The sequence below is a fragment of the Clostridium sp. chh4-2 genome, from assembly GCF_002899675.1.
In the GTDB taxonomy this organism is placed as follows: Bacteria; Bacillota; Clostridia; order Lachnospirales; family Lachnospiraceae; genus CHH4-2.
Genome location: NZ_PKUU01000005.1, coordinates 1 through 25,591, shown reverse-complemented (window position 1 = coordinate 25,591; position 25,591 = coordinate 1). Strand labels below are relative to the sequence as shown.

The following is a 25,591-nucleotide window of genomic DNA, read 5'->3' as shown; positions in this document are numbered from 1 at the left end:
GAGGAAAGACAGAGAATGAATGTTGAAGAATTGCTAAGCCTTGCTGTTCAAAAGAAGGCAGGAGATATCTTTTTAGTACCAGGTATGCCGTTTTCTTATAAGATCGGCGGGCGCATTATTTATCAGGGAGAAGAGAAGATCTATCCGGATGAGATGGAAAAGATGATTACGGAACTTTACCGGATAGCGGGAAACAGGAGCATGGAGAAGGTGAGATCCCATGGAGATGACGATTTTTCTTTTGCGATCCCAAAAGTTTCCAGATTTCGTGCCAATGTATTCCGGCAGAGAGGTTCTCTGGCTGCGGTAATCCGTGTGGTAACATTTGACCTGCCTAATTTCGAGGAACTGCATTTGCCGAAGAATATTGTGGATATAGCCAAGATGACCAAGGGATTTGTGCTGGTGACCGGACCTGCGGGAAGCGGAAAGAGCACCACTCTTGCCTGCATCATCGATGAGATCAACCGTACCAGAAATGCCCATGTTATCACGCTGGAAGACCCCATCGAGTATCTTCACCGCCATAATAAGAGCGTTGTTACCCAGAGAGAGATTGCGACGGATACCGACAGCTATGTATCCGGCCTCCGGGCGGCTCTGCGTCAGGCGCCGGATGTAATTCTGGTGGGAGAGATGCGCGATTTTGAAACGATTAAAACTGCGATGACAGCTGCGGAGACCGGGCATCTGGTGATTTCCACCCTTCATACGGTGGGCGCGGCCAATACCATTGACCGTATCATCGACAATTTCCCGCCCAATCAGCAGCAGCAGATCAGAATCCAGATTTCCATGGTCATGCAGGCGGTCATATCGCAGCAGCTGATCCCCACGGTCGACGGGGGCGTTTATCCTGCATTTGAGATCATGTTTTTTAACAATGCGATCCGGAATATGATAAGAGAGTCCAAAATCCATCAGATTGACAGCGTTATTTCAACTTCCCAGGCAGAGGGAATGATCTCCATGGATACCAGCCTGATCAACTTGTATAAGCAGGGAATTATATCCAAGGAAAATGCGGTGATATACAGCAATAACAGCGAATTAATGGAAAAGAAACTGAACCGCCAGTAGAGACGGAGATGCGAGGTAGAGATGAGAAACTGCAGAAAGTGGCTGGCATCCCTGTGTATTATTTTTGTAATCCTGATGGCAGCAGCATGCGGCGGAAAGCAAAAGGCGGAATCTGTGCCCCAGGAGGAACCTTCTTCTGAAGCGGAGGCCCCTAAATTAAAGATCGGCGTCTGCATCTATAATTATGACGATAAGTTTATGACCCAGTACCGGGGCGAGATAGAAAAATATCTGAAAGAAGCATATGACGCGGATGTTTTGGTGGTAAACGGCCGGGGCGATCAGGATGAACAGAACCGCCAGATCGACCAGTTCCTGTCTCAGGGATACGACGGATTGATTGTCAATGCGATTCAGGTGTCTGAAGTGGAAGAAATGGTGAATAAATGCCGGGATGCATCAGTGCCGGTTGTATTTATCAACAGGGCGCCGGATGAAAAAGAGATCGGGCGGTGGAAGGACCAAAACATAGCCGCATCCTATGTAGGAACCGACGCCAGACAGTCGGGAACATATCAGGGAGAGATTATTTTGGAAACGCCAAACCGGGGGGATTTTAATGGGGACGGAGTGGTGAGCTATGTGATGATTACCGGTGCCGATAACAACCCGGATTCGGAATACAGGACCGAATATTCCATAAAAGCGTTGGAAGACGCGGGGATCAGGACAAAATGTCTGACTGAGCACTGCGGCAACTGGAGTCAAAAAGAGGGATACCAGCTGGCATCCAATGCCCTTTTCCAATATGGAAGGGAGATTGAAGTCATTTTCTGCAACAATGATGCCATGGCTAACGGCGCCAGAACCGCGGTTTTGGAGGCGGGGCGAACGGTTGGAGACGATATCTGCCTGGTCGGCGTGGATGCGCTCAGAGACACGGTGGGATTTGTCGAGGAAGGAACGGTTACGGGCACCGTATTCAACGATTACGTTACCCAGGCCCATACGGCATCCGATGTGCTGATCAAGATGATTAACGGTGAAAAGACGGATAAAGAATATACGGTAGACTATGTAAAGATCGTCGGCAGCCTGACGAATAAAACCATTGGATTTTGCGTGCCCAAAACAAAAGAGGACGAAGAACTGCAGTACCGGGAAGAATTAATAAGCCGGCTGGGAGGGGGGTATAATGCAAAAGTGAAAATGGTTGAAGTGGAAGGGGACTGGGACAGCCTGGTAAAAGAGATCAATTCCTTTGCAGAACAAAAGGTTAATGCGGTCATCATCGATATGTCCCAAGTGACGGTTCCCGAAAAGGTGGAAAAGAAATGCAGGGATGCAGGGGTATCCGCACTGCTTTTAAAGGCACCTTTAGAGGGAGAATCTCAGGAAACAGAGACTCAGGAGGATGGGATTCAGAAGGAAGAAACTCAGGAGGACGAAGAGGAGAATTCTGCTGTTTCTGCCCAACGCGCGGCGGAGGCAGCAATCGATTTGACAAAGAAACCGTATCCTTCCGTCATTATCATGGAAAGATAGATGAAATCATAATTATTCGGTACTAGAAACATGAAAGCAATGAAATAACCGCGGTGCGGCTGATTTGGAAAGCCGCACCACGGTTATTTGTTTTAAAAACAGGAATGGACAAAAACAGGAAAAGATTAATCTTCGACGGTCATTACGCGGAAAGAATTATCGGACCAGGTATTGCCAATGATGTAGGAAGTATAATTTTTACCGGCCTGAATGTCCACGTAGAAGGATACCAGCGGCTGGCTGGACATATTGGAACCGGCGATTGCACCGATTACGATAATCGGAAGTTCCCGTACAATTGAGAAACTGTTGGCCCGTGTCAGATAGAACTGATAGGAGCCAGCTACCGCCTGTTTGTAAGCGGTGACTTCCTGGAACCCGATATTGCGGAATACAGTTTCGCCGCCATACAGCTTCAGATCAAAGTTGGAACCAACATAGGACATATTGGCGATCCGGTAGCATCCTGAATTAAAAGGCAGATTTCTGCATCCGGTATCTGAAACCCGGATCATATTCAAGCCGCCTGAACCGGAATCCACAAGAACCATAGTGACTTTTTCTCCGGAAACGAATGGAAATGTCTGCTGTAAAAGAATGGAGCGCATTCCTGTCGCCCGGCGGACGGTAACGGTATGGAATCCGTCGGCGATCCAGTCGTAAGAGCTGATGGTGGCAAAACGTGAATTGACGGCATAAGGTTCATTATCAATCGAAATATTCACCGGGAATGAATTGGTGGATGCATTCAGGAAGCGAACCTGGCCATAGTACTGGGCAGGTGGATTTAATGGAAAATTAGGCCAGGAAGGCTGAGGCCTGCCCGGAGCTACGGGACCGCCTTCGCCAGGATTCGGCAGTGGAATTACTGGTATGTTGCTGCCCGGGCCTGGAGCCACAGGACCGCCTTCGCCTGGGTTAGGAAGCGGAATCACAGGAGTATTACCGGAATCAACGGGACCGCCTTCTCCTGGATTGGGAAGCGGAACAACCGGAGTATTGTCATTGGTATTGCCGGGCCAAACAGGAGCACCTCCTTCCGGAGCTACCGGAGTGGTCAGCCCATAGTCATTGTTAGCAGCGGGTGTAGATCCGTTATTGCTGCGGTTATCCGCAGTCATATCATTTTCAGCCATAATTGCCTCGTTATCTTTTTTACTTTAACTTATGAGCCGGGAAAATATTCTGTGAGCAAAAATGGTAAAAAATATTAGAAAATAAATATTATATGTTGACAAAAGTAGTTTCTCATGATAATATATCTAAGGCTTAACCAAGCCAGTAAATGCTGCTGTGGCTCAGTCGGTAGAGCGTCGCATTGGTAGTGCGGAGGTCACGGGTCCGATTCCCGTCAGCAGCTGTATTGAGAACCTTGATAAAATCAAGGTTCTTTTTAGTTTTTGCCGAAATGCATAATGATAATTATTATAGGAACATGCATCATGGCTTCTATTTAACTGTTACTGATTCTGGAGCAGAATTTTTCCTTGTAAATTCAAACCATTTATTACTAAAAGCCAACCATCGGAGGTTGGCTTTTTGCTGCCCGAAATATGGGAGCTATTAAAAAGATAGTATATAGGAATTTAGGGGACGGAGGAGCAAATCCACTTTCACAAGAAATCATGGAATTTTTTATAAGAAATAGGTTAGATAGATGATTCCATTAAATGATGATTGTGTAAATGAAATTATAAAGATTCTAAGAATACAAGATATAAACGTTTAAAATGGGAGTGTTGCGTATTTACGATGATTTGCAAAAAGACTAAAGAAATAGTGTAGGTAGAAGTTGGAATTACCACTTAAATGAGGAATGGAATATGAACAGCAGAGTGCTTATAGCGGCATTTATTTTGGTAAAATGGATAGGGCTTGGGTAACTTTAGTATGTGATAGCTACTTTCAATAATGAAAAGAACCAATTTATACCAGATTCGACAAGGAAGCATGTAGAATGGTATTGTAATTTATGGATTATAGCACTATTTTTGAGAATATGTTGTGTATATTAAAGAGAGACTTGCGCTTGCAATATAGACTTATTATAATAAGTCTATATTGCAACATAAATTGTTAATTGGAGTGAAAATATGCATAAAATTATAGAGTGTATTAATACTTTTTCAGTTTATATTAGCGCCATAATTATATTGTACTCTTTTATCAAAGTATCTATCGATTTAATGGATTATTTTAGGAAGAAAAGAAAGTTAATTAAAATTTTAAATATAAAAAATAAAGTTCTTATATCACCATCGATGTTTGAGATGAAGAAGTTTGTAAAAGATTGGGATTTAGTTTTTGATGAATTTATAACTTATGGGGATATGAAAGCAGTTTTGCAGATTATTTCAGTATTAAACAAACTACACTATACATTTGATCTATATACTGATAGAAATGTAGAGTTTCCAGAAATTCATATTGGGTTAAAAACAAATAAGTATGCATTGAATTATGTGAAAAAAGTTTGTCCAACATATAAATCATGGATGGAGTCAGATGGAACTGTAATGTTGAAATTTGGAAATAGACTTTTGTATTATAGATACAATATGTATGATTATGCGTTTTTAATTAAATTAACTAAGGATGATTATTATGGCCGCACCATACACTTGATTTTTGGAGGATATGATTTGGGTACATATAAGGCAATAGAGTTTCTGTCATCATACAGTAATCAAATATATAAAAGGTTTAAACAAGGTCATTATTGCATAGCAGTAAAAGTCGATTTTAGGAGTAGAGCATTTGATATGGTTACAGGTATAATTGATTTGACAGATGATTTTTTTAACACTAGCAATAATTTATAATTTCTTGCTAAGATAAGAGTATAAATAGACAGCAGAAAATAATTATTAAGAGGAAGCGACAGCTTATAGTACCACTTTTGTAGATATCATGTAATAGAAGTGGGATGAGTTGTTCTATTGATTATAAGAATAATCCCGGTTTTACGCAATCTGCTATGCTTCACAGATCCTTAATTACTGCTCAACAAAAGGGAGGAGGCCGGTCAGGAGTACTCCTGCCGGCCAAGTATTATGAAAAAAAGCGATAAACGTTTTTGTCTTATGAATACAGTATAGGAAAAAAATATGAGCAGTCTGTTTCCGAAATATGAACGGATTGTAAGGAGTTTGTGAAGATTTTGACCTTCATGCTTGGATGCTATATAGACAATGAGACGACAAATAGAACCATTGAAGCATGCGGCGGCTATATGGCTGAAACGAAGCTATATAAAGATGGAAAAATGATGGAAAGCAGAAAACAGACCATATGCGGTAAATTTCCCCAACGCATATGATCTGCTATAAATGATGCTGTGTTATACTTGCCCGGATTTTTACCGGTTTACAAAATCTGACTAAAACTATCTCTCAAAGTAGAACAGGACTGATCCAGCTTTTTCAGCTCGTCATCCGATAAAGAGAGCTTCAATATCCGCTGGATTCCGTTCTGGTTAATGATGCAGGGAACTCCGGTGAAAACATCTGTCTGGCCATATTCGCCGCAGAGCAGGGCGGAAACGGTCAGAACGCTGTTTTCGTCTCCCAGTATCGCTTTTGTGATGCGGGTAAGAGCCATGCCGATTCCATAGTAGGTGGCTTTTTTTGCTTCGATGATCTTATAGGCTGCGCTGCGGACTTCTTCGGAGATCGTTTCCAGATCGTCAGTGTTGCAGCTGTTTTGTGAATCGCCGCACAATTCCAGAATAGGTTTGGTGGCCAGCATGGCCTGGCTCCATGGGACGAATTCGCTGTCGCCGTGTTCGCCCATTACATAGGCATGGACGTTGCGCGGATCAACTTTCAGATAGTCCCCAAGCAGATAGCGGAGTCTGGCCGTATCAAGAGCGGTTCCGCTTCCTAAAACTCTTCTTGGATTAAATCCGGATAAAGCATATACCATTCGGGTCATAATATCCACTGGGTTGGTGGCCACTAAAAAGATGCCGTTAAAGCCGGAGGATACCACCGGCTCCACGATGGAACGGAAGACCACGGCGTTGCGCTTTAAAAGATCCAGTCTGGTTTCACCCGGTTTCTGGGCGACGCCGGCGCTGATCACCACGATGTCCGCATCACGGCAGTCATTGTAGCTGCCTGAGTAGATTCTCATATTGGAGCCGGAAAATGCCAGGCCGTGATTCAAATCCATGGCTTCTCCTTCCGCCCTTTTTTTGTCAATGTCAATCAATACAAGTTCATCGCATACATTTTGATTCAGAAGGGAATAGGCGTAACTCATGCCGACCATTCCGGTTCCGACTAAAACAACTTTTCGTTTATCTATTTTCATTTACAGAACTCCTTTCTGATTCTTTTATTAGTGTATCTACTTTTAGATAAGAACATTCGCATAAAACCCTTTTCTAAATAAAGGAAATATGGTATGATTAGCTATTATTAACGATGTCCCCGATGGGACAACAGCAATGGAGGAAAATTATGGAAGAGAATAAAGCATTAGAAAGTGTTTCTAAAAACTTTATTGAACAGGAGATAGATAAGGATCTGGCGGAAGGCGTTTATAATCACGTGCAGACCCGTTTCCCGCCGGAACCTAACGGATATCTGCATATTGGACATGCGAAGTCCATTCTTTTGAACTCCGGACTTGCACAGAAGTACGGCGGCAAATTCAATTTAAGATTTGACGATACCAATCCGACAAAAGAAAAAGTGGAATTTGTAGAGTCCATTAAAGAAGATGTGAAGTGGCTGGGGGCGGATTTTGAAGACAGACTGTTTTTTGCTTCCAATTATTTCCAGCAGATGTACGATTGTGCGGTCTTTTTAATTAAGAAGGGAAAAGCGTTTGTCTGCGATTTGACGGCAGAAGAGATTCGCGAATACCGTGGAGATTTTAAAACGCCAGGTAAGGAAAGCCCATACAGAAACCGCAGCGTGGAAGAGAACTTAAAGCTGTTTGAAGAGATGAAGGAAGGCAAGTATCAGGACGGAGAGAAGGTTCTCCGCGCAAAGATCGATATGGCGTCTCCTAACATCAACATGCGCGATCCGGTTATTTACCGTGTGGCGCATATGAGCCATCATAATACAGGGGATGCGTGGTGCATTTATCCTATGTATGATTTTGCGCACCCGATTGAGGACGCAATTGAGAATATCACACATTCCATCTGCACGCTGGAATTCGAGGATCACAGACCGCTTTATGACTGGGTGGTGAGAGAATGCGAATTTGAGAATCCTCCGCGTCAGATCGAATTTGCAAAATTGTATCTGACTAACGTTGTTACCGGTAAACGCTATATTAAAAAGCTGGTGGAGGACAAGATTGTAGACGGCTGGGATGACCCGCGTCTGGTTTCAATCGCCGCGCTCAGAAGAAGAGGATATACGCCCGAAGCGATCCGCATGTTTGTGGATCTGGTTGGAGTTTCCAAGGCCAACAGTTCCGTGGATTATGCGATGCTCGAGTACTGTATCCGTGAAGACCTGAAGTTAAAGAAGCCGAGAATGATGGCTATTTTAAATCCGGTAAAACTGGTGATTGATAACTATCCGGAAGGACAGACAGAAGAGCTGGAAGTTCCCAACAACTTAGAGAATCCGGAACTGGGAAGCAGAACCGTGCCGTTTGGCAGAGAACTGTATATTGAACGCGAAGATTTTATGGAAGAGCCTGTTAAAAAGTATTTCCGCCTGTTCCCCGGCAATGAAGTGCGCCTGATGAGCGCTTACTTTGTAACATGTACCGGCTGTGAAAAGGATGAGGACGGCAATGTGACGGTTGTGCACTGTACCTATGATCCGGCTACAAAGAGCGGATCCGGCTTTGAAGGACGGAAGGTAAAGGGGACGATCCACTGGGTAGCCGCAGATACCGCGTTAACGGCTGAATGCAGACTGTATGAGAACATTGTGGATGAGGAAAAGGGAAAATTGAATGAAGACGGCAGTCTGAACCTGAATCCCAATTCTTTGACAATTTTAAAAGAGTGCTATGTGGAGCCGAATTTCTCAGATGTGAAGGCATATGACAGCTTCCAGTTTGTGCGCAACGGATATTTCTGCGTGGACTGCAAGGACAGCACACCGGAGCATTTGGTATTTAACCGCATTGTGTCATTAAAGAGTTCATTTAAAATAACAAAATAACTTGAGTTACCAGGGCGGAGGATATGGAATAGGGTCTTCCGCCTTTTTGGAGTCTGAGATGGAATTAATGGTGCCTTTAAAGTCTCATTCAGAAATCCCACTGTATGAGCAGATCTATGAATATATAAAAGAAGAGATAAAGTCAGGTAATCTAAAGGCGATGACCCGCCTTCCGTCCACCCGGGTGCTGGCTGAGAACCTGAAAGTGAGCAGAAGCACCTCCCAGCTGGCATATGAGCAGCTGCTTTCAGAAGGGTATATTGAGGCGGTTCCCTGTAAAGGATATTATGTATCCAAGATTGAAGAGCTGGTGGAAGTGGGGAAGGGGCAGGACGAAGGGTTTGTGCCGGCGGACGAGTCGGAAGAAACGGAATATCAGGTGGATTTTTCGCCAAGAGGAATCGATCTGGACAGCTTTCCCTTTAATACGTGGAGAAAGATTACCAGGAACACCCTGGTGGATGATAATAAAGCGATGTTTATTGCAGGAGATCCTCAGGGAGAACTATCCTTGAGAGAAGCGATCCGGGAATATCTTCATACGGCCAGAGGGGTGAACTGTACGGCTGACCAGCTGGTTGTGGGAGCGGGAAGCGAATACCTTCTGATGCTCCTTGAACAGGTGCTTGGGCCGGACCGGGTGATTGCCATGGAAAATCCTACCTATAAACAGGCGTACCGGGTATTTAACAGTTTAGGATACCATGTCTGCCCGGTGGAGATGGATAAATACGGCATGAGTCTGGAACTTTTAAACGAAAGCGGCGCACAGCTGGCTTATATCATGCCTTCCCATCAATATCCCACAGGCATCGTCATGCCGATTAAGCGGAGGCAGGAACTCCTTCTTTGGGCAGGACAGAGCGGGGAACGTTTTTTGATCGAAGACGACTATGACAGTGAATTCAGATATAAAGGAAAGCCAATACCGGCGCTGCAGGGCATGGATACGGAAGGAAAAGTGATCTATATCGGGACCTTTTCCAAATCCATCGCTCCGGCCATCCGTGTCAGCTACATGGTGCTTCCAAGGCCGCTTTTAAAAGAATATAAACGGAAAGCCGGATTTTACGCTTCCACCGTTTCGAGGATTGACCAGAATATTCTGTATCAATTTATTGTGGGCGGCTATTACGAACGCCATTTAAACAGGATGAGGGCGATTTATAAGAATAAGCATGATGCGCTTATGAATGCGTTAAAATGTCTGGAGAAAGATTTTACTGTAAAAGGAGAATATGCAGGTCTTCACGTTCTGCTCACCAGCAGGAAGAAAATAGAAGAAGACGTGCTGGTACAAAAAGCTGGAGAAGTGGGCGTCTGTGTTTACGGACTGTCCGGATATTTTATTCATCCAATTCATAATAATACCAAATCCACAGTTGTGCTGGGTTATGCAAACCTGACAGAAGAACAGATCTGCTATGGAATCAGGCTGTTGGAAACGGCCTGGCTGGCGGAATAACCGGAAAGGAGTGTGCGGGTGAGGATAAAAAGATATATGCTGTTGTTGGCCGGTGTTCTTGCAGTGGTATTTTTAACGCTGCTTTATTCGGGAACCGGAAAACGGAGCGAAACAGTTACGGAAGAGGAAACTCAGACCCAGGCGGCAACGCCGTCAGAGGCGGTGAAAGAAGAGGGCATGATATCTGACGAGGAAAGAGTTCTGCTGGAAACCTTGGAAGAATACTTGAAAAATACGGATCTTTTGGCAGCGGCAGCCTTGCTCAACGACAATGAGCAGGCGTTCCGTGATCTTTATTATAATACGATGCAGGGAAAACCTTATTTTTTTAACGGAGAGGAAGCCGGTTATCTCATTGAAGGTGAGGGGATTTGTTTTCAGTCCTATTCCACCGTCTTTTACGGCAGCTTTGATGAAAATGGATTGGAGGGGCCGGGGCTGGCACTTTTGGCCATTCGTCTGGAGCATCCAAGATATGATTATTCAGCCGGCAATTGGGAAGAAGGGCGTTTGAACGGAAAGGGGATTATCGGGTACAGCTATTACGAAGGGATCAATGAAGAAGAAGCCCGCGAAATTAAAAAAGAGGGCACTTTTATTCAGGATCTGATGGACGGCCCTGTCACCTATACCAGCGTCAATTCAAAAGGTGTGGAGACTGTCTGGAGTTTTTCGGCTGAAAACGGCGTCACTTCAATCGATGATAAATGGGAATACGATCCGGATAAAAAGGAATACCATCTGCCGTCCGATCTGGATGGCAGCAGGATTTACATGCAGGAAGAGGACAGCCTTTCTGAGGTGCGCTGGAAAAATATGATACCGTGGAAATAATAACGAGGCGGGAGTGAACTCCCCGCCTCGTTATTCTGTAATATCATCTTCAATTGTAGTTGCGTCTTCAGGTTGTTTGGCATCTTCGCTTACTGTTGCAGAAGCTGGTTCTTCCGGAATGTTTGCTTCTTCCGGTTCTTCTTTTGGAGCTTCCGGTGCAGGCCCTTTTTCCGGATTCAGGGACACATAATTACGGGACATAGTACTGTCTGCCGGTTCGTCAGAATCCTTATCGTCTTCTCCTTCGAAATCGTGGAAGTCTTCTTCCAGTTCGTCGTGAAAAGATTTATATTTAGTCAAATAAGAGATACCAGCCGCAACGACTCCGGCAATTGCAGCAAACGCCACGAATTTACCCAATCCTTTTTTTGCCATATCAATACTCCTTCCTGATATAGATCTCTGTATTAATCTATATTGTAATACCAATAAAAGAAAAAATAAAGGTATATATTAAGAAAATTTCTATAAAATATTTTAGTGAGTTGGAATTTGGCGAAAATTAGGAGTTACTGTTCACAGTCTTGTGGCTCTCTGCCGTCCGGTCATGCTCCGGCGGTTTGCAGAACCTTTCCTGTGACTTTGCAGGGCATTAGCAATTCTTAACGCGCAGAATTTTTCGTTCAAGGGAAATGCCCACCTGTTTGAGCGAAGCGAGTTTGGGCATTTCCCTTGGTTTTTAGAAAAATCCTGCACGTTTAGAAGCGCTTATGCCCGAAACCGGAACTGGAAAGGTTCTGCAAACCGCCAAAGCCTGGCCGGACGGCAGAGAGCCACGGGACTGTGAACAGTAACAATTAGGGAGTAAAATTTAAAAAAAGTTAGCACTCAACTATTGACAGTGCTAACAACACGTGCTATAACATTACTATGTGATAAAGATATAAAACTTCCTGAACAGGGAAGGAAAATAATGAATAGATTGAGGAGGAATTCAACATGAAGTTAGTACCATTATTTGACAGAGTTGTATTAAAACAGTTAGTGGCAGAAGAGACTACCAAATCAGGTATCGTATTACCAGGTCAGGCAAAAGAGAAACCACAGCAGGCAGAAGTTATTGCAGTTGGCCCGGGCGGTGTTGTAGATGGAAAAGAGATCACCATGCAGGTAAAAGTAGGCGATAAAGTTATCTTCTCTAAATATTCAGGAACCGAAGTGGAAGTAGAAGATGAGAAATTCGTAGTTGTAAAACAGAATGATATTTTAGCTGTTATCGAATAATAACCGGTTGTTTTTTAGAACATGACAGCAAGACGAATGAACGCTTGCAGCAGGATTTGCCAAGGCAAACCTGAAAATATAGATATTGGAGGAATGAAATCATGGCAAAACAGATCAAATATGGCGTAGACGCAAGAAAAGCTCTTGAAAGCGGTGTAAACCAGCTGGCAGACACCGTTCGTGTAACATTAGGACCGAAAGGAAGAAACGTAGTTCTGGATAAATCTTTTGGCGCTCCGCTCATCACAAACGACGGTGTTACCATTGCAAAAGAGATTGAACTGGAAGATGCATTTGAGAATATGGGCGCTCAGCTTGTAAAAGAAGTAGCAACCAAGACCAACGATGTTGCAGGTGACGGTACAACAACAGCAACCGTTTTAGCTCAGGCTATGATTAACGAAGGAATGAAGAACCTGGCAGCAGGCGCTAACCCAATCGTTTTAAGAAAAGGTATGAAAAAAGCTACGGAAGCAGCAGTTGAAGCAATCGCTAAGATGAGCCAGCCGATCAACGGCAAAGAGCAGATCGCCAGAGTAGCGGCAATCTCAGCATCTGATGATGAAGTCGGCGTATTAGTTTCCGACGCTATGGAGAAAGTTTCCAACGACGGTGTTATCACCATCGAAGAGTCCAAGACCATGAAGACAGAGCTTGACTTAGTAGAAGGTATGCAGTTTGACCGCGGTTATGTTTCCGCTTATATGTCCACAGATATGGATAAGATGGAAGCAAACTTAGATGATCCATATATCCTGATCACAGATAAGAAGATCTCCAACATTCAGGAAATCCTTCCAATTCTGGAACAGATCGTTCAGTCCGGATCCAAGCTTTTAATCATCGCAGAAGATATTGAAGGCGAAGCTCTTACCACATTGATCGTTAACAAATTAAGAGGAACCTTCACAGTAGTAGGCGTTAAAGCTCCTGGCTACGGAGACAGAAGAAAAGAGATGTTAAAAGATATCGCTATCTTAACAGGCGGTACCGTGATTTCCGAAGAATTAGGATTAGACTTAAAAGAGACAACCATGGCTCAGTTAGGCCGTGCAAAATCAGTTAAAGTTCAGAAAGAGAATACGATTATCGTAGACGGCTGCGGCGACAAAGCGGAGATCAGTGCAAGAGTTGCCCAGATTAAGGCTCAGATTGAAGAAACAACTTCTGATTTCGATAGAGAAAAATTACAGGAAAGACTTGCAAAACTTGCCGGCGGCGTAGCTGTTATCCGTGTGGGCGCTGCAACTGAAACAGAGATGAAGGAAGCAAAACTGCGTATGGAAGACGCTTTGGCAGCTACAAGAGCAGCTGTTGAAGAAGGCATTATCGCAGGCGGCGGATCTGCTTATGTTCATGCGGCAAAAGATGTTGCAAAAGTGGTTGAAACACTGGAAGGTGATGAGAAGACAGGCGGTAAGATCATCCTGAAAGCTCTGGAAGCTCCATTATATCATATCGTTGCCAATGCAGGACTGGAAGGCTCTGTTATCATCAATAAGGTAGCAGAATCAGCAGTAGGCGTAGGTTTCGATGCATACAAAGAAGAATATGTTGATATGATCAGTGCCGGTATCCTTGATCCTGCTAAGGTTACGAGAAGCGCACTTCAGAATGCGACAAGTGTTGCATCAACTCTGTTGACAACTGAATCCGTTGTTGCTAATATAAAAGAAGAAACTCCTGCGATGCCAGCTGGTGGCGGAATGGGAATGATGTAATAACGTGAAGCAGAGCAGCATGTAAGTAAAGGGATCTGCCATGTCCTGCATGTGCAGGTCCCTTTACTATTTGTTTCTGTTTTATATGGAGAAAGGGAATTGACCTATGAATGAAGCATATTCAGAGTGGCTGGTTAAGAGAAAACCGCCGGTGTACGCAATTGCCGTAAAGGCAGTTATGATCGTGTTATGTATTTTTTCTGTGTTTCTGGCTTTAACAACTGTTTTAGGAGTGATCGCCTTGTTAGTGGTTGGAGGGGCATCATTTTTTGTATTTCAGAATATGAATCTGGAATATGAATATCTTTTTGTCAACGGACAGCTGTCCATTGATAAGATTATGGGCCGTTCCAGAAGAAAACAGGTGTGGGAAGGAACGATGGAAACGATTCAGATCGTAGCGCCTTCTGATTCCTATGTGCTGAAAGATTATGAGACATCCGATACAAAGGTTGTGGACTATTCTTCCGGACAGGCTGGTGCGAAAACGTATGCTTTAATCAATAAGTCAGCCGGCAATACGACAAAGGTTATATTTGAGCCGAACGATAAGATGCTTCACTGTATGAAGCAGATCAGCCCGCGCAAGATCGTACAGTAAATGTATTGTTCGATAAATTATCGCTCAATTTATCGCTCAATAAATTTTGAATTTTTAGTTGCAATCGCTGAAAAATTATACTATAATTTACCACGTAAGAAAATTTCATACAGGCATCCATAAAAACGAAAGGGTTTTTTCCTTTTCGTTTTTTGCTTTTTTTTACAGTTTTTAACAGAGCCAGACTTTTTTGGTGTCCCCCAATCTGGAAAACTGCAGGATGACCTGTATGGAATTTCTTATGAACTTATAATGCAAAGGGAGAGAAAAACAAGATGGACTATCAATTTTCGGACAGAATTAATGCGGTCAAGCCGTCATCGGCTGATAATATACTTAAATTAATGGGAACTCCGGGTCTTAAAAAGTTTTCCGGAGGAAATCCGGCGGCAGAAGCATTTCAGGTGGAGACGATCAAAGGCATTTCCAGAAGAATGCTGGAACATGATCCCATCGGAATCCTGCAGTATTCTGTGACCGAAGGATGCCCGGAGCTTTTACAGGCTGCCAAGGAATTTTTAAACAGGAAAGAGATCAAGGTCAGCACAAAAGACCAGATTATAATCACCAGCGGAAGCGCTCAGATCATGGATTTGCTTTCAAAAGTGCTGTGTAATGACAATGACAGGGTTTTAGTGGAAGCTCCTACCCTTATGGTGGCTATGAGCGCATTCAGAAGCAATGGGGCCATTGTGGAGGGAGTAACGCTGGAAGAAGACGGAGTGAACTTGGAAGAGCTGGAACAGAAGCTGGCGGCAAAACCTACGCCAAAGTTATTTTACGTGATTCCGGATTTTCAGAATCCTACAGGGGTGACCACTTCATTTGAGAAGCGGAAGGCGATTTATGAGCTCTGTGCCAAATACGGAACCATAATTCTGGAGGATAACCCTTATGGAGAGTTGAGATTTGCAGGAGAGGAAGTTCCCTCCATTAAAAGCTTAGATAAAGAGGGAATTGTGGTCTATGCCGGCAGTTTTTCAAAGATCATAGCGCCTGGAATCCGCGTGGCTGCGATGTCCGCGCCTGTGCCTATCGCTCAGAAGGTAGCTAAGGCCAAGATGCTGAATGACGTGCACAGCACGGTATGGAGCCAGAAGATCTGTGCGGAGATTCTGACAAACTGCAATATGGATTATTATGTGGGAAAACTGCGCGCTATCTATGGGAAAAAGTCCAGAATTATGCTGGATGCAATAAAAGCTTATTTCCCCCAAGAGGTTTCCTATATCACCCCTGAGGGAGGGATGTTTTTATGGGTAACCCTTCCCGATTCCATAGACATGAGTGAATTTGTTAAAAAGGCATTGGACAGAACTGTAGCACTGGTGCCGGGCGATGTATTTTATCCGGATTCTGAGGCGCCCTGCCATTCATTCCGTATGAATTTTTCCACTCCTGAAGAGCTGGAAATTGTGGAAGGAATTAAGATTCTCGGCAAGCTGATGAAAGAAGAACTGGGATTAACCGAATAATTAAAGATTATGTAGGCGAGTGCATATTTATGCATTCGCCTTTCTGGTCTGTGATGGATTGCGGTTCATGGGAATAGTAACCCAGGCGGACAAAAGTGTAAAAATGTGTTTGACAAGCAATCTAAAATTTGCTAGACTTAATAACTAACAGCAACACCAGTTATTAAAAATATTAATAAACACTATAAGAAAGAGAGGAAAAATTAATGGGTACAATTATTGGTGAAGGCATTACTTTTGATGATGTTCTTTTAGTTCCAGCGTATTCAGAAGTAATTCCCAATCAGGTTGATCTGAGCACTTACCTGACCAAAAAAATTAAACTGAACATTCCGCTGATGAGCGCCGGTATGGATACAGTTACTGAGCATAGAATGGCGATTGCAATGGCAAGGCAGGGTGGTATTGGTATTATTCATAAGAATATGTCCATTGAAGCGCAGGCAGAAGAAGTAGATAAGGTAAAACGTTCGGAAAACGGCGTTATTACAGACCCATTTTATTTATCCCCGGAACATACATTGAAAGATGCAGATGAGCTGATGGGAAAATTCAGAATTTCCGGCGTTCCGATCACAGAGGGCAAGAAGCTGGTGGGTATTATTACCAACCGCGACCTTAAATTTGAAGAGGACTTTTCCAGAAAGATTAAGGAATGCATGACTTCCAAGCATTTGGTTACCGCGAAAGAGGGAATCACACTGATGGAAGCCAAGAAGATTCTCGCCAAAGCCAGAGTGGAAAAACTTCCGATCGTGGACGATGATTTTAACTTAAAAGGTTTGATTACAATCAAGGATATTGAAAAACAGATCAAATATCCATTTTCCGCAAAAGACGGACAGGGAAGACTTCTCTGCGGCGCGGCTGTAGGCATTACGGCCAATGTATTAGACCGTGTATCCGCCCTTGTGGAAGCAAAAGTTGACGTAGTGGTTCTGGATTCCGCCCATGGACATTCTGCTAATGTAATCCGCTGCGTTAAGATGATTAAAGAGAATTATCCTGATCTTCAGGTGATTGCGGGCAACGTGGCAACCGGAGAGGCTACCAAGGCGTTAATCGAAGCCGGTGTGGATGCGGTTAAAGTTGGTATCGGACCTGGTTCTATCTGTACAACCCGTGTGGTTGCCGGTATCGGTGTGCCTCAGATCAGCGCAATTATGGATTGCTATGCAGTGGCGAAAGAATTTGGGATTCCGATTATCGCCGACGGCGGCATTAAGTATTCCGGAGATTTGACAAAAGCCATCGCCGCAGGCGGAAGCGTATGTATGATGGGAAGCCTGTTCGCCGGCTGCGATGAGAGCCCGGGAACCTTCGAATTATATCAGGGAAGAAAATATAAAGTATACCGCGGTATGGGATCGATCGCGGCGATGGAAAACGGAAGCAAGGACAGATACTTCCAGTCAGATGCAAAGAAACTGGTTCCGGAAGGCGTGGAAGGCCGTGTGGCTTACAAGGGCCTTGTAGAAGACACTGTATTCCAGATGCTCGGCGGACTCCGTTCCGGTATGGGATACTGCGGAGCACAGAACGTTCCGGCCTTACAGGAGAACGGCAGATTTGTTAAGATATCAGCGGCTTCTTTGAAGGAAAGCCACCCTCATGATATTCATATCACCAAGGAAGCTCCTAACTACAGCATTGATGAATAATTTTATGTAAGAGGCGCCGCCCCATGACGAAACAGGTTGTGGGGCGGTATTTTTTATCTTGCATTTCGGATAATGTATGATAAAATTATTGTAAATACTTACAAAAAAGGAGAATGGATTATGTATGTAGAAAATAAAAACATTGAATTAACAGATCTGGGCGGCGGCGTTGTCCGTAAAGTGCTGGCTTACAGCGAGAACCTGATGTCCGTTGAACTTCATTTTGACAAGGGCGCTGTCGGAGCAAAACACAGCCATCCTCATGAGCAGATTGGATATCTGATTTCCGGTTCTCTTTTATTTCAGGAAGAGGGAAAAGAAGATAAGGTGCTGGTAGCAGGGGACACTTATTATGTGGCGCCTGACGTTCCTCACGGTGTGGTGGCATTGGAGGAAACCATGCTTCTTGATATCTTTACACCAATGAGAAAAGATTTTGTATAAACAGATAAAGGTGGTAATTTGAGATGAATTATGGAATGAGATGTCACGATCTTTGCCCGAAAGGCGATTTTGATACCGTATTTGATGCGGTAAAGGCACATGGAGTGGATCAGATACAGCTGGCTTTTGGTAAATCCATTGAAGGATATGATTTTAATTACGGTCATTATTCTCCCGGATTTGGCCGGATGATCAGCAATAAATTAAAAGAACGCCAAATTCATGTGGCGATTCTGGGCTGTTATATTAACCCGGTGAACCCGGATGAAACAAAAAGAATGGCAGAAGTACATAAATTTATTGAGCATTTAAAATATGCCAAAGCGATTGGAGCCGATATGGTGGGTACGGAAACCGGCCGCTATGACGTTAATTTTGAAGTGGCTCCGTATACTTATACAGAAGGCTGCTATCAGCTGTTCTTAAAAAGCATGAGAGAAATTGTAAGCGCTGCCGAAAAACTGGGAATGATCGTGGGTGTGGAAGCGGTTCACAATCATACGTTATACTGCCCTGAGATGATGAAACGGTTCTTGGATGACATTGATTCTCCCAATGTAGAGGCAATTTTCGATCCGGTCAATTTAATCAGCAGTGAAAATTACGAGAAGCAGGAAGAGATTGTAGAACGCGCATTGTCATTCTATGGGGACAGAATTACCATGGTGCACATCAAAGACTTTGTATTGGAGAACGGCCGTCCTAAGTTTGCCCATGTGGGTGAAGGCATGTTCAATTACAAGCCGGTTTTGAAATATTTAAAAGAAAATAAGCCGTATGTAACGATGCTTCTGGAAAATTCCAATGCGGACCGCTATCACAGCGATGTGGAATATCTGCAGAAAATCTACTCCGAAGTTTAAACTTGGAGATGTAAATTTTATGAATTGAGAAATATAGGAAAGAAGGGGCGCCCTGGGCTGCCCCTTCTTTCCTGTTGTTGAATGGCTGAGGTTAAGCAGATTTGGCGGATGTCAAATACCATTTGGCCTGTTCTTCCTTTGCCGGCCCGGACGATGGTTCGGACCGGCCTTTCCCCGTGTTGCCCCCAGCTCGTGCATATCTTTAGCCAAAGTTAATCATTTGGCACGAAATCCATCGGTTATCAGAGTGTCCAGATATTCAACCGCCTCTTTTATATAATCCCCGGAAGAAAGCTGTTTGCACCCTACCACATGATGATTGCAGCGGTTTACCGGAATCAGAATCTTATGGGCATGGCTGGAGCCGATTGACGATGCCATGGCAGGGGTGATTTCCCCTAACAGAGAATTGGCGATTATAATGCCGATGGGGCCGATGATGATGTCCGCATCCCGGCTGTTGACAATGGCGGGATTTTCACCTGTGGCGCCGTAATCGGCTCCGGCTTTCAACATTGCGGCAGTGGCGATACTATTGGTTCCTATAGCGATCAATTCCAGGCCCGGATGGTCTTTTTTTAACTGTTCGATAATCGTTTTTCCTATCTTTCCGCCCTGGCCGTCGATAACAATAATTTTCATATTAACCTCTCATTTCTTATCAGATTGTATAAATTATAATTATTATGTTCCTGAGGTTCCTTTTCCGGCCTCATCATGGTACTATTTTATAGGATGTCACACGATTATGCAAGTGTGGAAAAATAGGATCAGTTGTAGTATAATAAAGTTCAAAAAATAAACGTAAAAGATACAGAGCCGGGAATACCTGACGGCGGAACGGAGGAAAGATGGAATACAGAATTGAACACGATACCATGGGAGAGGTGAAGGTGCCGGCTGACCGTTATTGGGGCGCACAGACTCAGAGAAGTTATGAAAATTTTAAGATCGGAACGGAAAAGATTCCGTTGGAAATAATCCGCGCATTTGCCGTTTTAAAGAAGGCGGCTGCAATTGCCAATGAAAAGTCGGGAAAGCTGGATCACAGCCTGGCAGAGGCCATCTGCTCAGCGTGTGATGAGGTTTATGCGGGCAAATTGGATGAACATTTTCCCTTGGTTGTATGGCAGACAGGAAGCGGAACACAGTCCAACATGAATTTAAATGAGGTGATAGCCAACCGGGCCAATGAGATACTGGGAGAGAAGAAAATCCATCCCAACGATCATGTGAACAAATCACAGAGTTCCAATGACACATTTCCAACGGCCATGCACATCGCTGCAGTTGTGGAGATTGAAGACAAGCTGATTCCCGCCATTGAACTTCTGACGGCGACATTTGACCGTCTGGAAAAAGAATATGCGGGAATTATTAAGACGGGCAGAACCCATCTTCAGGATGCGACTCCTCTCACTTTGGGACAGGAGATCAGCGGATGGAAGGAGATGCTGGTTAAGACAAAGGGGATGATTGAGACTTCTCTGGAAGATGTGAGAGAATTGGCTCTTGGCGGAACCGCAGTTGGTACAGGCTTGAATGCTCCGGCTGATTTTGGCCGTTCATCGGCTGAAGAGATTTCGAAACTGACCGGAAAACGCTTTAAAACTGCGGACAACAAATTCCATTCCCTTACCAGCAAGGATGCCCTTGTGTTCACACACGGCGCATTAAAAGCCCTGGCTGCCAATCTGCTGAAGATAGCCAATGATGTGAGGCTTTTATCCAGCGGCCCTCGCTGTGGAATCGGCGAACTGTTAATTCCAGAAAATGAACCTGGCAGTTCCATCATGCCGGGCAAGGTGAATCCGACCCAATGCGAGGCCATGACCATGGTGGCCTGCCAGGTAATTGCCAATGATGTAGCCGTAGGTTTCGCGGCGTCTCAGGGCAACTTTGAACTGAACGTATATATGCCGGTCTGCATTTATAATTTCCTTCAGTCCGTTTCCCTGCTTTCCGGCGCCCTTGTATCCTTTAATAATAACTGTGCGGTGGGAATCAAGCCAAATGAAAAGAAGATTAAAGAATATCTGGATCAGTCATTGATGCTGGTAACCGCCCTCAATCCTTATGTGGGATATGAAAATGCGGCGAAGATCGCGAAGATGGCTTATAAAGAAGGAATTACACTGAAAGAAGCAGCGTCCGCCCTGGGATTGCTGACAGCGGAAGAATTTGACACATATGTAAAACCGGAAAATATGGTACATCCGTTATAATCGGTTGTTCCGGCCTTCTTGTCCGTGTGATATAATTGAAGAGAATCGAATGAAGAAAAGATAAAAGCAGGAAAGCTTATCCGTTTGTGATATGCTTTCCTGCTTCTTTATCCGGCCGTTTCTATTTTTCCTGATGGGGCAGGCGGCTTCTTGTAAATCTGTTTTTCAGCGCTTTAAAATTAAATGGTATCAGCGGATAGATGTAGCTCTTTCCTGCAATGGTTTTGTTAAATACAATTGCACAGACGGAAATGATAATTCCTGCAATATAACCGTATATATTAAATACTGCGGTCAGGATCAGCAGAAGAATGCGCATGAATTTAAGCGCATAGCCCAGCTCAAAACTGGCCTGGGAATAGTTTGCAACCGTTACGAAAGCCATATAAAGCATGGTTTCACTGTTAAACCAGCCCGATTTCACCGAATATTCACCCAGAACAATACCTGCGATAACACTCAGAGGTGTGGTCAGCATGCTGGGCGTATTGACTGCGGCCAGCCTCAGTCCGTCGATGGCAAATTCCAGTATCAATAGCTGGAAGATCAGCGCAACATAAGCGGGATCAGATAATTTGATAAATTCCAGCCACGGCGGTATGATGTCCGTATTCTGCATGAGCAGAAGCCATGTCGGCGTGAGCAGCAGCGTTAAAATAGAGATTACCATTCGGGAAAGGCGGAGATAAGTTCCCGTAATGGGCGGAAAATAGTAATCATCCGCTTCTTCTATGATATCGAATACAGAAGAGGGCAGAATCATGGCGGCCGGGGAGTTGTCCACCAGTATGATTACATTTCCTTCCAGTATTGAAGCTGCTGCAGTGTCGGGGCGTTCGGAAAATTTGAACTTAGGAAACGGGTTGTACCATTTGCCTGGATAAAGGCATTCGGCCAAGCTTTCCTGGTTCATGGTCAGTGCGTCCACATGAAGTTTCTCTATTCTGGTTTTTATCAGGTCTAAAAGCTTGTCGTCCACCCTGTTTTTCATATAGCAAATTGCGATGTCGGTATGAGAGCTTTCTCCTGCGTTCATGATCTCCACGGTCAGCTTAGGATCGCGGATTCTTCGGCGGATCAAAGCTGTATTAAAGATCAGAGTCTCTACAAAACCATCGCGGGAACCTCTCATCACCTTGTCCTTTTCCGGTTCGGAGACGCCTCTGGCCGGATAGGTGCGGCAGTCTACGGTCAGGCATCCGGCATAACCGTCGATGAACAGGCAGGAAACGCCGGAGAGGAGCTGTAAAATCATATCGTCATCATTTTTAACAATGCCGACCTCTCCGTAGGGAATAAACATTTTAGAAAATTCATGTATGTCTTCCGGCAGATCTTCCGGCTTTAATGCAAAGAAAGACGGGAAAATCTTCAGCCATACTTCGTCCTTTGTAAAACCGTCGATAAAGTAAAGACAGGCTTTGCGTCCACCCAAATTTATGACACGATAGACTACGTCAAAGTTAGTGTCCACATCCAGCTTGCTTTTTAAGTAGTCCATATTATCTGATAACCGACTGGAAAAATTCATAATAACCTCCATTTCATGTTACTAATATTGCAATAACAGAAGTATGTGCAGTTTTTGTAAAAATTATGAAAGCTATGGGAAAAAGACAAATGTCTTTGGTATAAAGACTTTTGTGGTAAAGATTCATAAAACTGATGTCGATTTATTGTCACTTATGCAAAAATGCACAAAAAAAGTTGACATCTATTAATAAAAGTGCTATATTGTCCATGTGAGAAGCACAAAGGGGTGCCTTGCGAATTTCTTTGGCATGGGGATGCCAAGATACATAACTATTAGTGTGACGGTTTTGATCGTGACCAAAGAGCTGCTTTCTGTGGGGGAAAGGCAGCTCTTTTTTATATCATAGGATTCGGGTGTTAAAAGGTCTTGCCCCGCAAATTGTCTAAAGTGTTTGCATGTGCAGGAATTTAGGAATCCTTAGACTGCCGGATTTTGCGTTGAGACGAAAATGACAGCATGTCTGAGCGCAGCGAGTTCTGCATTTTCGTCTCGTTATTAGCAAAATTCGGCGGTCTTAGGATTCCTTAGTTCCGAACCCTGCAAACACTTTAGACAATTTGCGGGGCAAGACCTTTTAACACCCGAATCCTATGATATAAAAAGCACTATGGCAGGAGGATCGGAGAACAGATTATGAAGTGCAGAATATTTCCACTGAACACACTGGAAAAATACAAATTTGTTGTTATTTTATCCGTATACAAGGAAAAAATAATGTTGAGCAGACATAAACAGCGTACCACTTGGGAAACGCAGGGAGGCCATATAGAAAATGGTGAAACGCCAAAAGAGGCTGCCGAGCGGGAATTATATGAGGAATCAGGAGCGGTGAAGTACCAGATAAAACCCGCATTTGACTATTGGGCAGGAGAGGGAGAAGACGGAGCAAATGGAATGGTATTTGTTGCCAGAATTGAAGAAATCGGAACGCTCCCGGAAAGTGAGATGAAAGAAGTGTCTTTCTTCGAACATCTGCCGGAGAATCTGACTTATCCTGATATTACACCTGTTTTATTCCAAAAAGCGCTTGTGTCTTCCCTCATATAGAATGAAGTAAAATCATCCGTCAAAGCATTTCCTGAATCATAAAGGAATTTTTAAAACGGAAAGAATATAAAAATCAAAATATAAAAACAGATATAGGAGAATGATCATGATACTTTCTGACAAGACAATACGTTCCATGCTTTCTAATGGAACTCTGGGAATCACACCTTTAGAGGATCACCAGATTCAGCCTGCCAGCGTTGATATCCGTTTGGGCAGTACTTTCAGCATTGTAGAAGACGACTGCAATTCTATCGTTAAAATGGGAAAAAAAGTGGAATATAAAACCATAGAGGCCAACCAGTACATTCTGCTTCCGGGACAATTTGTGCTTGCCACCACGCTGGAGTATTTCCGCATGCCGGATAATCTGACCGCTTTCGTGGAAGGCCGCAGTTCCATTGGCCGTCTGGGCCTGTTCATTCAAAATGCCGGCTGGGTAGATCCGGGATTTGAAGGGGAGATCACCCTGGAACTTTTTAATGCCAACCGCTGTGCCATTGAACTGCAGACCGGCCGGAGAATCGGCCAGCTGGTATTCGCCCAACTGGATGGAAATGCTGAAAATCCATACAGAGGAAAATACCAGGGTCAATGCGGAGCAACCGGTTCCAGAATCCATTTGGACGATGAAGTATCGGGAAAAATGTAAAGCGGTCCAGTCATAAATTCCCATGTATTTAAGAAAAAAATCCAGGAATACTAATTCATACGGCCATTCAGGCTGATAATAAAAAGAATGGAATGACTGGATATGGGAAAAATGACAGAATGGGAAAATTCGGAAGGCGCCCTTTTAGCGTTGGTGACCTTAATGTCAGTGATCGCGTCGGCTGCGCTTCAGGCTTATGCGGTACAGGTGTTTGTTCAGCCGGCGAATCTGGTTTCAGGAGGGTTCATGGGAATCGCCCTGCTGGTAAACCGGCTTGGAAGCGTGGTAGGAATACCCATTTCGACTTCACTGGCGCTGCTTTTATTGAATCTTCCGGTGGCGTGGATCTGCAGCAAAAGCATCAGCATCAGGTTCACGCTGTTTTCTTTGGTGCAGGTACTGACAGCCAGTGTTTTGCTGAAGGTGTGCAATTTTTCACCTTTATTTGATGATGAGATATTAAATGTGATTTTCGGCGGCGTTGCCTTCGGATTTGCCACCGTGATCGCACTGCGGGGAAATGCTTCGGCAGGCGGAACCGATTTTATCGCCCTATATGTGTCCAATAAAAAGGACAGATCCATATGGGAATATGTGTTCGCGGGAAATGTGGTGCTGATTGCAGTTTACGGCGCGCTGTTCGGTTGGGAATACGCAGGATATTCCATTGTATTTCAATATATTGCAACGAAGATTATATCGGCCTTTCACCATAGGTACGAACGGCTGACCCTCCAGATCACCACCGTTTTAGCCCCTCAGGTGATCGAGGCATACATCCGCGACTTCCGCCATGGGATTTCCTGCGTGGAAGCGGTGGGAGGGTACAGCAAGAAGAAAATGTATCTGCTCCACACCGTAATCTCTTCCTATGAACTCCAAAATGCAGTACAGCTGATGCGCCAGATCGACGACAAAGTAATCATCAATGTCTTTAAGACCAATGCATTTTATGGCTCCTTTTACAGAAAACCCATCAAATAAGCTAGATTGTTATTTAACGGGGGTGGCGAAGGGGTATGCCCGGAATCGAGATGCGGGGAAGGGAGAGGCGGTCTTTACGGGAACCCGGGCGGGGGGAGAATGAAAAAAGGACAATTGGGATTCGGGATTCGCCCCTAAGTGATACTAAGACCCGCA

At 44.2% G+C, this 25,591-nt stretch carries 23 protein-coding genes and 1 tRNA gene; 19 read left to right on the top strand and 5 right to left on the bottom strand.

The genetic code is table 11. The features are described 5' to 3' along the window. Positions 1-15: 15 nt before the first annotated feature. Both C0033_RS06480 and C0033_RS06475 read left to right on the top strand, forming a co-directional pair. Complete coding sequence (locus C0033_RS06480) at positions 16-1,080, top strand: PilT/PilU family type 4a pilus ATPase (RefSeq protein ID WP_103227069.1); 1,065 nt, start codon at positions 16-18, stop codon at positions 1,078-1,080. Positions 1,081-1,101: 21 nt separating this feature from the next. Beyond that, the gene (locus C0033_RS06475; RefSeq protein ID WP_103227068.1) at positions 1,102-2,565 is read left to right on the top strand and encodes a galactose ABC transporter substrate-binding protein; all 1,464 of its coding nucleotides are present in this window, start codon (positions 1,102-1,104) and stop codon (positions 2,563-2,565) included. A gap of 125 nt (positions 2,566-2,690) precedes the next feature. Here C0033_RS06475 and C0033_RS06470 read toward each other — a convergent pair whose 3' ends face one another. After that, positions 2,691-3,701, bottom strand: coding sequence for a DUF4397 domain-containing protein (locus tag C0033_RS06470; protein ID WP_103227067.1), 1,011 nt, complete (start codon positions 3,699-3,701; stop codon positions 2,691-2,693). 151 nt (positions 3,702-3,852) lie between these two features. On the opposite strand from C0033_RS06470, the gene C0033_RS06465 reads away from it, so the two are divergent. From C0033_RS06465 to C0033_RS26885, 3 genes are all read left to right on the top strand, one after another. Beyond that, positions 3,853-3,925 (top strand) — tRNA-Thr (locus tag C0033_RS06465). Positions 3,926-4,835: 910 nt separating this feature from the next. Continuing rightward, on the top strand, positions 4,836-5,387 hold the full coding sequence (locus tag C0033_RS06460) for a hypothetical protein (protein WP_180994592.1): 552 nt from the start codon (positions 4,836-4,838) through the stop codon (positions 5,385-5,387). 329 nt (positions 5,388-5,716) lie between these two features. Then, entirely contained in the window at positions 5,717-5,884 is a 168-nt protein-coding gene (locus C0033_RS26885; protein WP_180994591.1) for a hypothetical protein, read from the top strand. A gap of 47 nt (positions 5,885-5,931) precedes the next feature. Here C0033_RS26885 and C0033_RS06455 read toward each other — a convergent pair whose 3' ends face one another. Continuing rightward, positions 5,932-6,879: an L-lactate dehydrogenase gene (locus C0033_RS06455; RefSeq protein ID WP_103227065.1), complete on the bottom strand. Its 948-nt coding sequence runs from the start codon at positions 6,877-6,879 to the stop codon at positions 5,932-5,934. Positions 6,880-7,028: 149 nt separating this feature from the next. Here C0033_RS06455 and C0033_RS06450 point away from each other — a divergent pair, with 149 nt between their 5' ends. The 3 genes from C0033_RS06450 to C0033_RS06440 are packed head-to-tail and all read left to right on the top strand — an operon-like array spanning position 7,029 to position 11,004. Continuing rightward, positions 7,029-8,705 carry a glutamine--tRNA ligase/YqeY domain fusion protein gene (locus tag C0033_RS06450; protein ID WP_103227064.1) on the top strand — a complete coding sequence of 559 codons (1,677 nt, stop codon included), beginning with the start codon at positions 7,029-7,031 and terminating at the stop codon, positions 8,703-8,705. A 58-nt stretch (positions 8,706-8,763) separates the two neighbouring features. Further along, the gene (locus C0033_RS06445; protein ID WP_103227063.1) at positions 8,764-10,170 is read left to right on the top strand and encodes a PLP-dependent aminotransferase family protein; all 1,407 of its coding nucleotides are present in this window, start codon (positions 8,764-8,766) and stop codon (positions 10,168-10,170) included. A gap of 18 nt (positions 10,171-10,188) precedes the next feature. Next, the gene (locus tag C0033_RS06440) at positions 10,189-11,004 is read left to right on the top strand and encodes a hypothetical protein (RefSeq protein WP_103227062.1); all 816 of its coding nucleotides are present in this window, start codon (positions 10,189-10,191) and stop codon (positions 11,002-11,004) included. Between the two features lie 30 nt (positions 11,005-11,034). On the opposite strand, the gene C0033_RS06435 is transcribed toward C0033_RS06440, so the two are convergent. Then, on the bottom strand, positions 11,035-11,379 hold the full coding sequence (locus tag C0033_RS06435; RefSeq protein ID WP_103227061.1) for a hypothetical protein: 345 nt from the start codon (positions 11,377-11,379) through the stop codon (positions 11,035-11,037). A 564-nt stretch (positions 11,380-11,943) separates the two neighbouring features. Here C0033_RS06435 and C0033_RS06430 point away from each other — a divergent pair. The 7 genes from C0033_RS06430 to C0033_RS06400 all read left to right on the top strand — a co-directional run bounded on the left by C0033_RS06430 (position 11,944) and on the right by C0033_RS06400 (position 18,993). Continuing rightward, a complete protein-coding gene (locus C0033_RS06430) occupies positions 11,944-12,228 on the top strand; it encodes a co-chaperone GroES (RefSeq protein WP_103227060.1) in 285 nt (94 codons plus the stop codon). A gap of 101 nt (positions 12,229-12,329) precedes the next feature. Beyond that, the gene (gene groL / locus C0033_RS06425) at positions 12,330-13,949 is read left to right on the top strand and encodes a chaperonin GroEL (RefSeq protein ID WP_103227059.1); all 1,620 of its coding nucleotides are present in this window, start codon (positions 12,330-12,332) and stop codon (positions 13,947-13,949) included. Positions 13,950-14,055: 106 nt separating this feature from the next. Then, on the top strand, positions 14,056-14,550 hold the full coding sequence (locus C0033_RS06420) for a DUF6106 family protein (protein WP_103227058.1): 495 nt from the start codon (positions 14,056-14,058) through the stop codon (positions 14,548-14,550). A 275-nt stretch (positions 14,551-14,825) separates the two neighbouring features. Continuing rightward, positions 14,826-16,025: a PLP-dependent aminotransferase family protein gene (locus C0033_RS06415; RefSeq protein ID WP_103227057.1), complete on the top strand. Its 1,200-nt coding sequence runs from the start codon at positions 14,826-14,828 to the stop codon at positions 16,023-16,025. Positions 16,026-16,231: 206 nt separating this feature from the next. After that, positions 16,232-17,686, top strand: coding sequence for an IMP dehydrogenase (guaB, locus tag C0033_RS06410; protein ID WP_103227056.1), 1,455 nt, complete (start codon positions 16,232-16,234; stop codon positions 17,684-17,686). A gap of 120 nt (positions 17,687-17,806) precedes the next feature. Continuing rightward, complete coding sequence (locus C0033_RS06405; RefSeq protein ID WP_103227055.1) at positions 17,807-18,130, top strand: cupin domain-containing protein; 324 nt, start codon at positions 17,807-17,809, stop codon at positions 18,128-18,130. Between the two features lie 23 nt (positions 18,131-18,153). Next, positions 18,154-18,993, top strand: a complete 840-nt coding sequence (locus C0033_RS06400; protein WP_103227054.1) for a sugar phosphate isomerase/epimerase family protein — start codon at positions 18,154-18,156, stop codon at positions 18,991-18,993. 216 nt (positions 18,994-19,209) lie between these two features. On the opposite strand, the gene C0033_RS06395 is transcribed toward C0033_RS06400, so the two are convergent. After that, a complete protein-coding gene (locus C0033_RS06395; protein WP_103227053.1) occupies positions 19,210-19,635 on the bottom strand; it encodes a DUF3842 family protein in 426 nt (141 codons plus the stop codon). A gap of 209 nt (positions 19,636-19,844) precedes the next feature. Here C0033_RS06395 and fumC point away from each other — a divergent pair, with 209 nt between their 5' ends. Continuing rightward, on the top strand, positions 19,845-21,218 hold the full coding sequence (fumC, locus tag C0033_RS06390) for a class II fumarate hydratase (RefSeq protein WP_103227052.1): 1,374 nt from the start codon (positions 19,845-19,847) through the stop codon (positions 21,216-21,218). A 121-nt stretch (positions 21,219-21,339) separates the two neighbouring features. Here fumC and C0033_RS06385 read toward each other — a convergent pair whose 3' ends face one another. Continuing rightward, on the bottom strand, positions 21,340-22,749 hold the full coding sequence (locus C0033_RS06385; RefSeq protein ID WP_103227051.1) for a spore germination protein: 1,410 nt from the start codon (positions 22,747-22,749) through the stop codon (positions 21,340-21,342). Between the two features lie 636 nt (positions 22,750-23,385). On the opposite strand from C0033_RS06385, the gene C0033_RS06380 reads away from it, so the two are divergent. The 3 genes from C0033_RS06380 (at position 23,386) to C0033_RS06370 (ending at position 25,435) form a co-directional block, all read left to right on the top strand. After that, complete coding sequence (locus C0033_RS06380; RefSeq protein ID WP_103227050.1) at positions 23,386-23,799, top strand: NUDIX domain-containing protein; 414 nt, start codon at positions 23,386-23,388, stop codon at positions 23,797-23,799. 106 nt (positions 23,800-23,905) lie between these two features. Next, positions 23,906-24,451 (top strand): dCTP deaminase, encoded by a 546-nt coding sequence (dcd, locus tag C0033_RS06375; RefSeq protein WP_103227049.1) that lies wholly within the window; start codon positions 23,906-23,908, stop codon positions 24,449-24,451. 111 nt (positions 24,452-24,562) lie between these two features. Next, a complete protein-coding gene (locus tag C0033_RS06370; protein WP_103227275.1) occupies positions 24,563-25,435 on the top strand; it encodes a YitT family protein in 873 nt (290 codons plus the stop codon). Positions 25,436-25,591 lie beyond the last annotated feature (156 nt).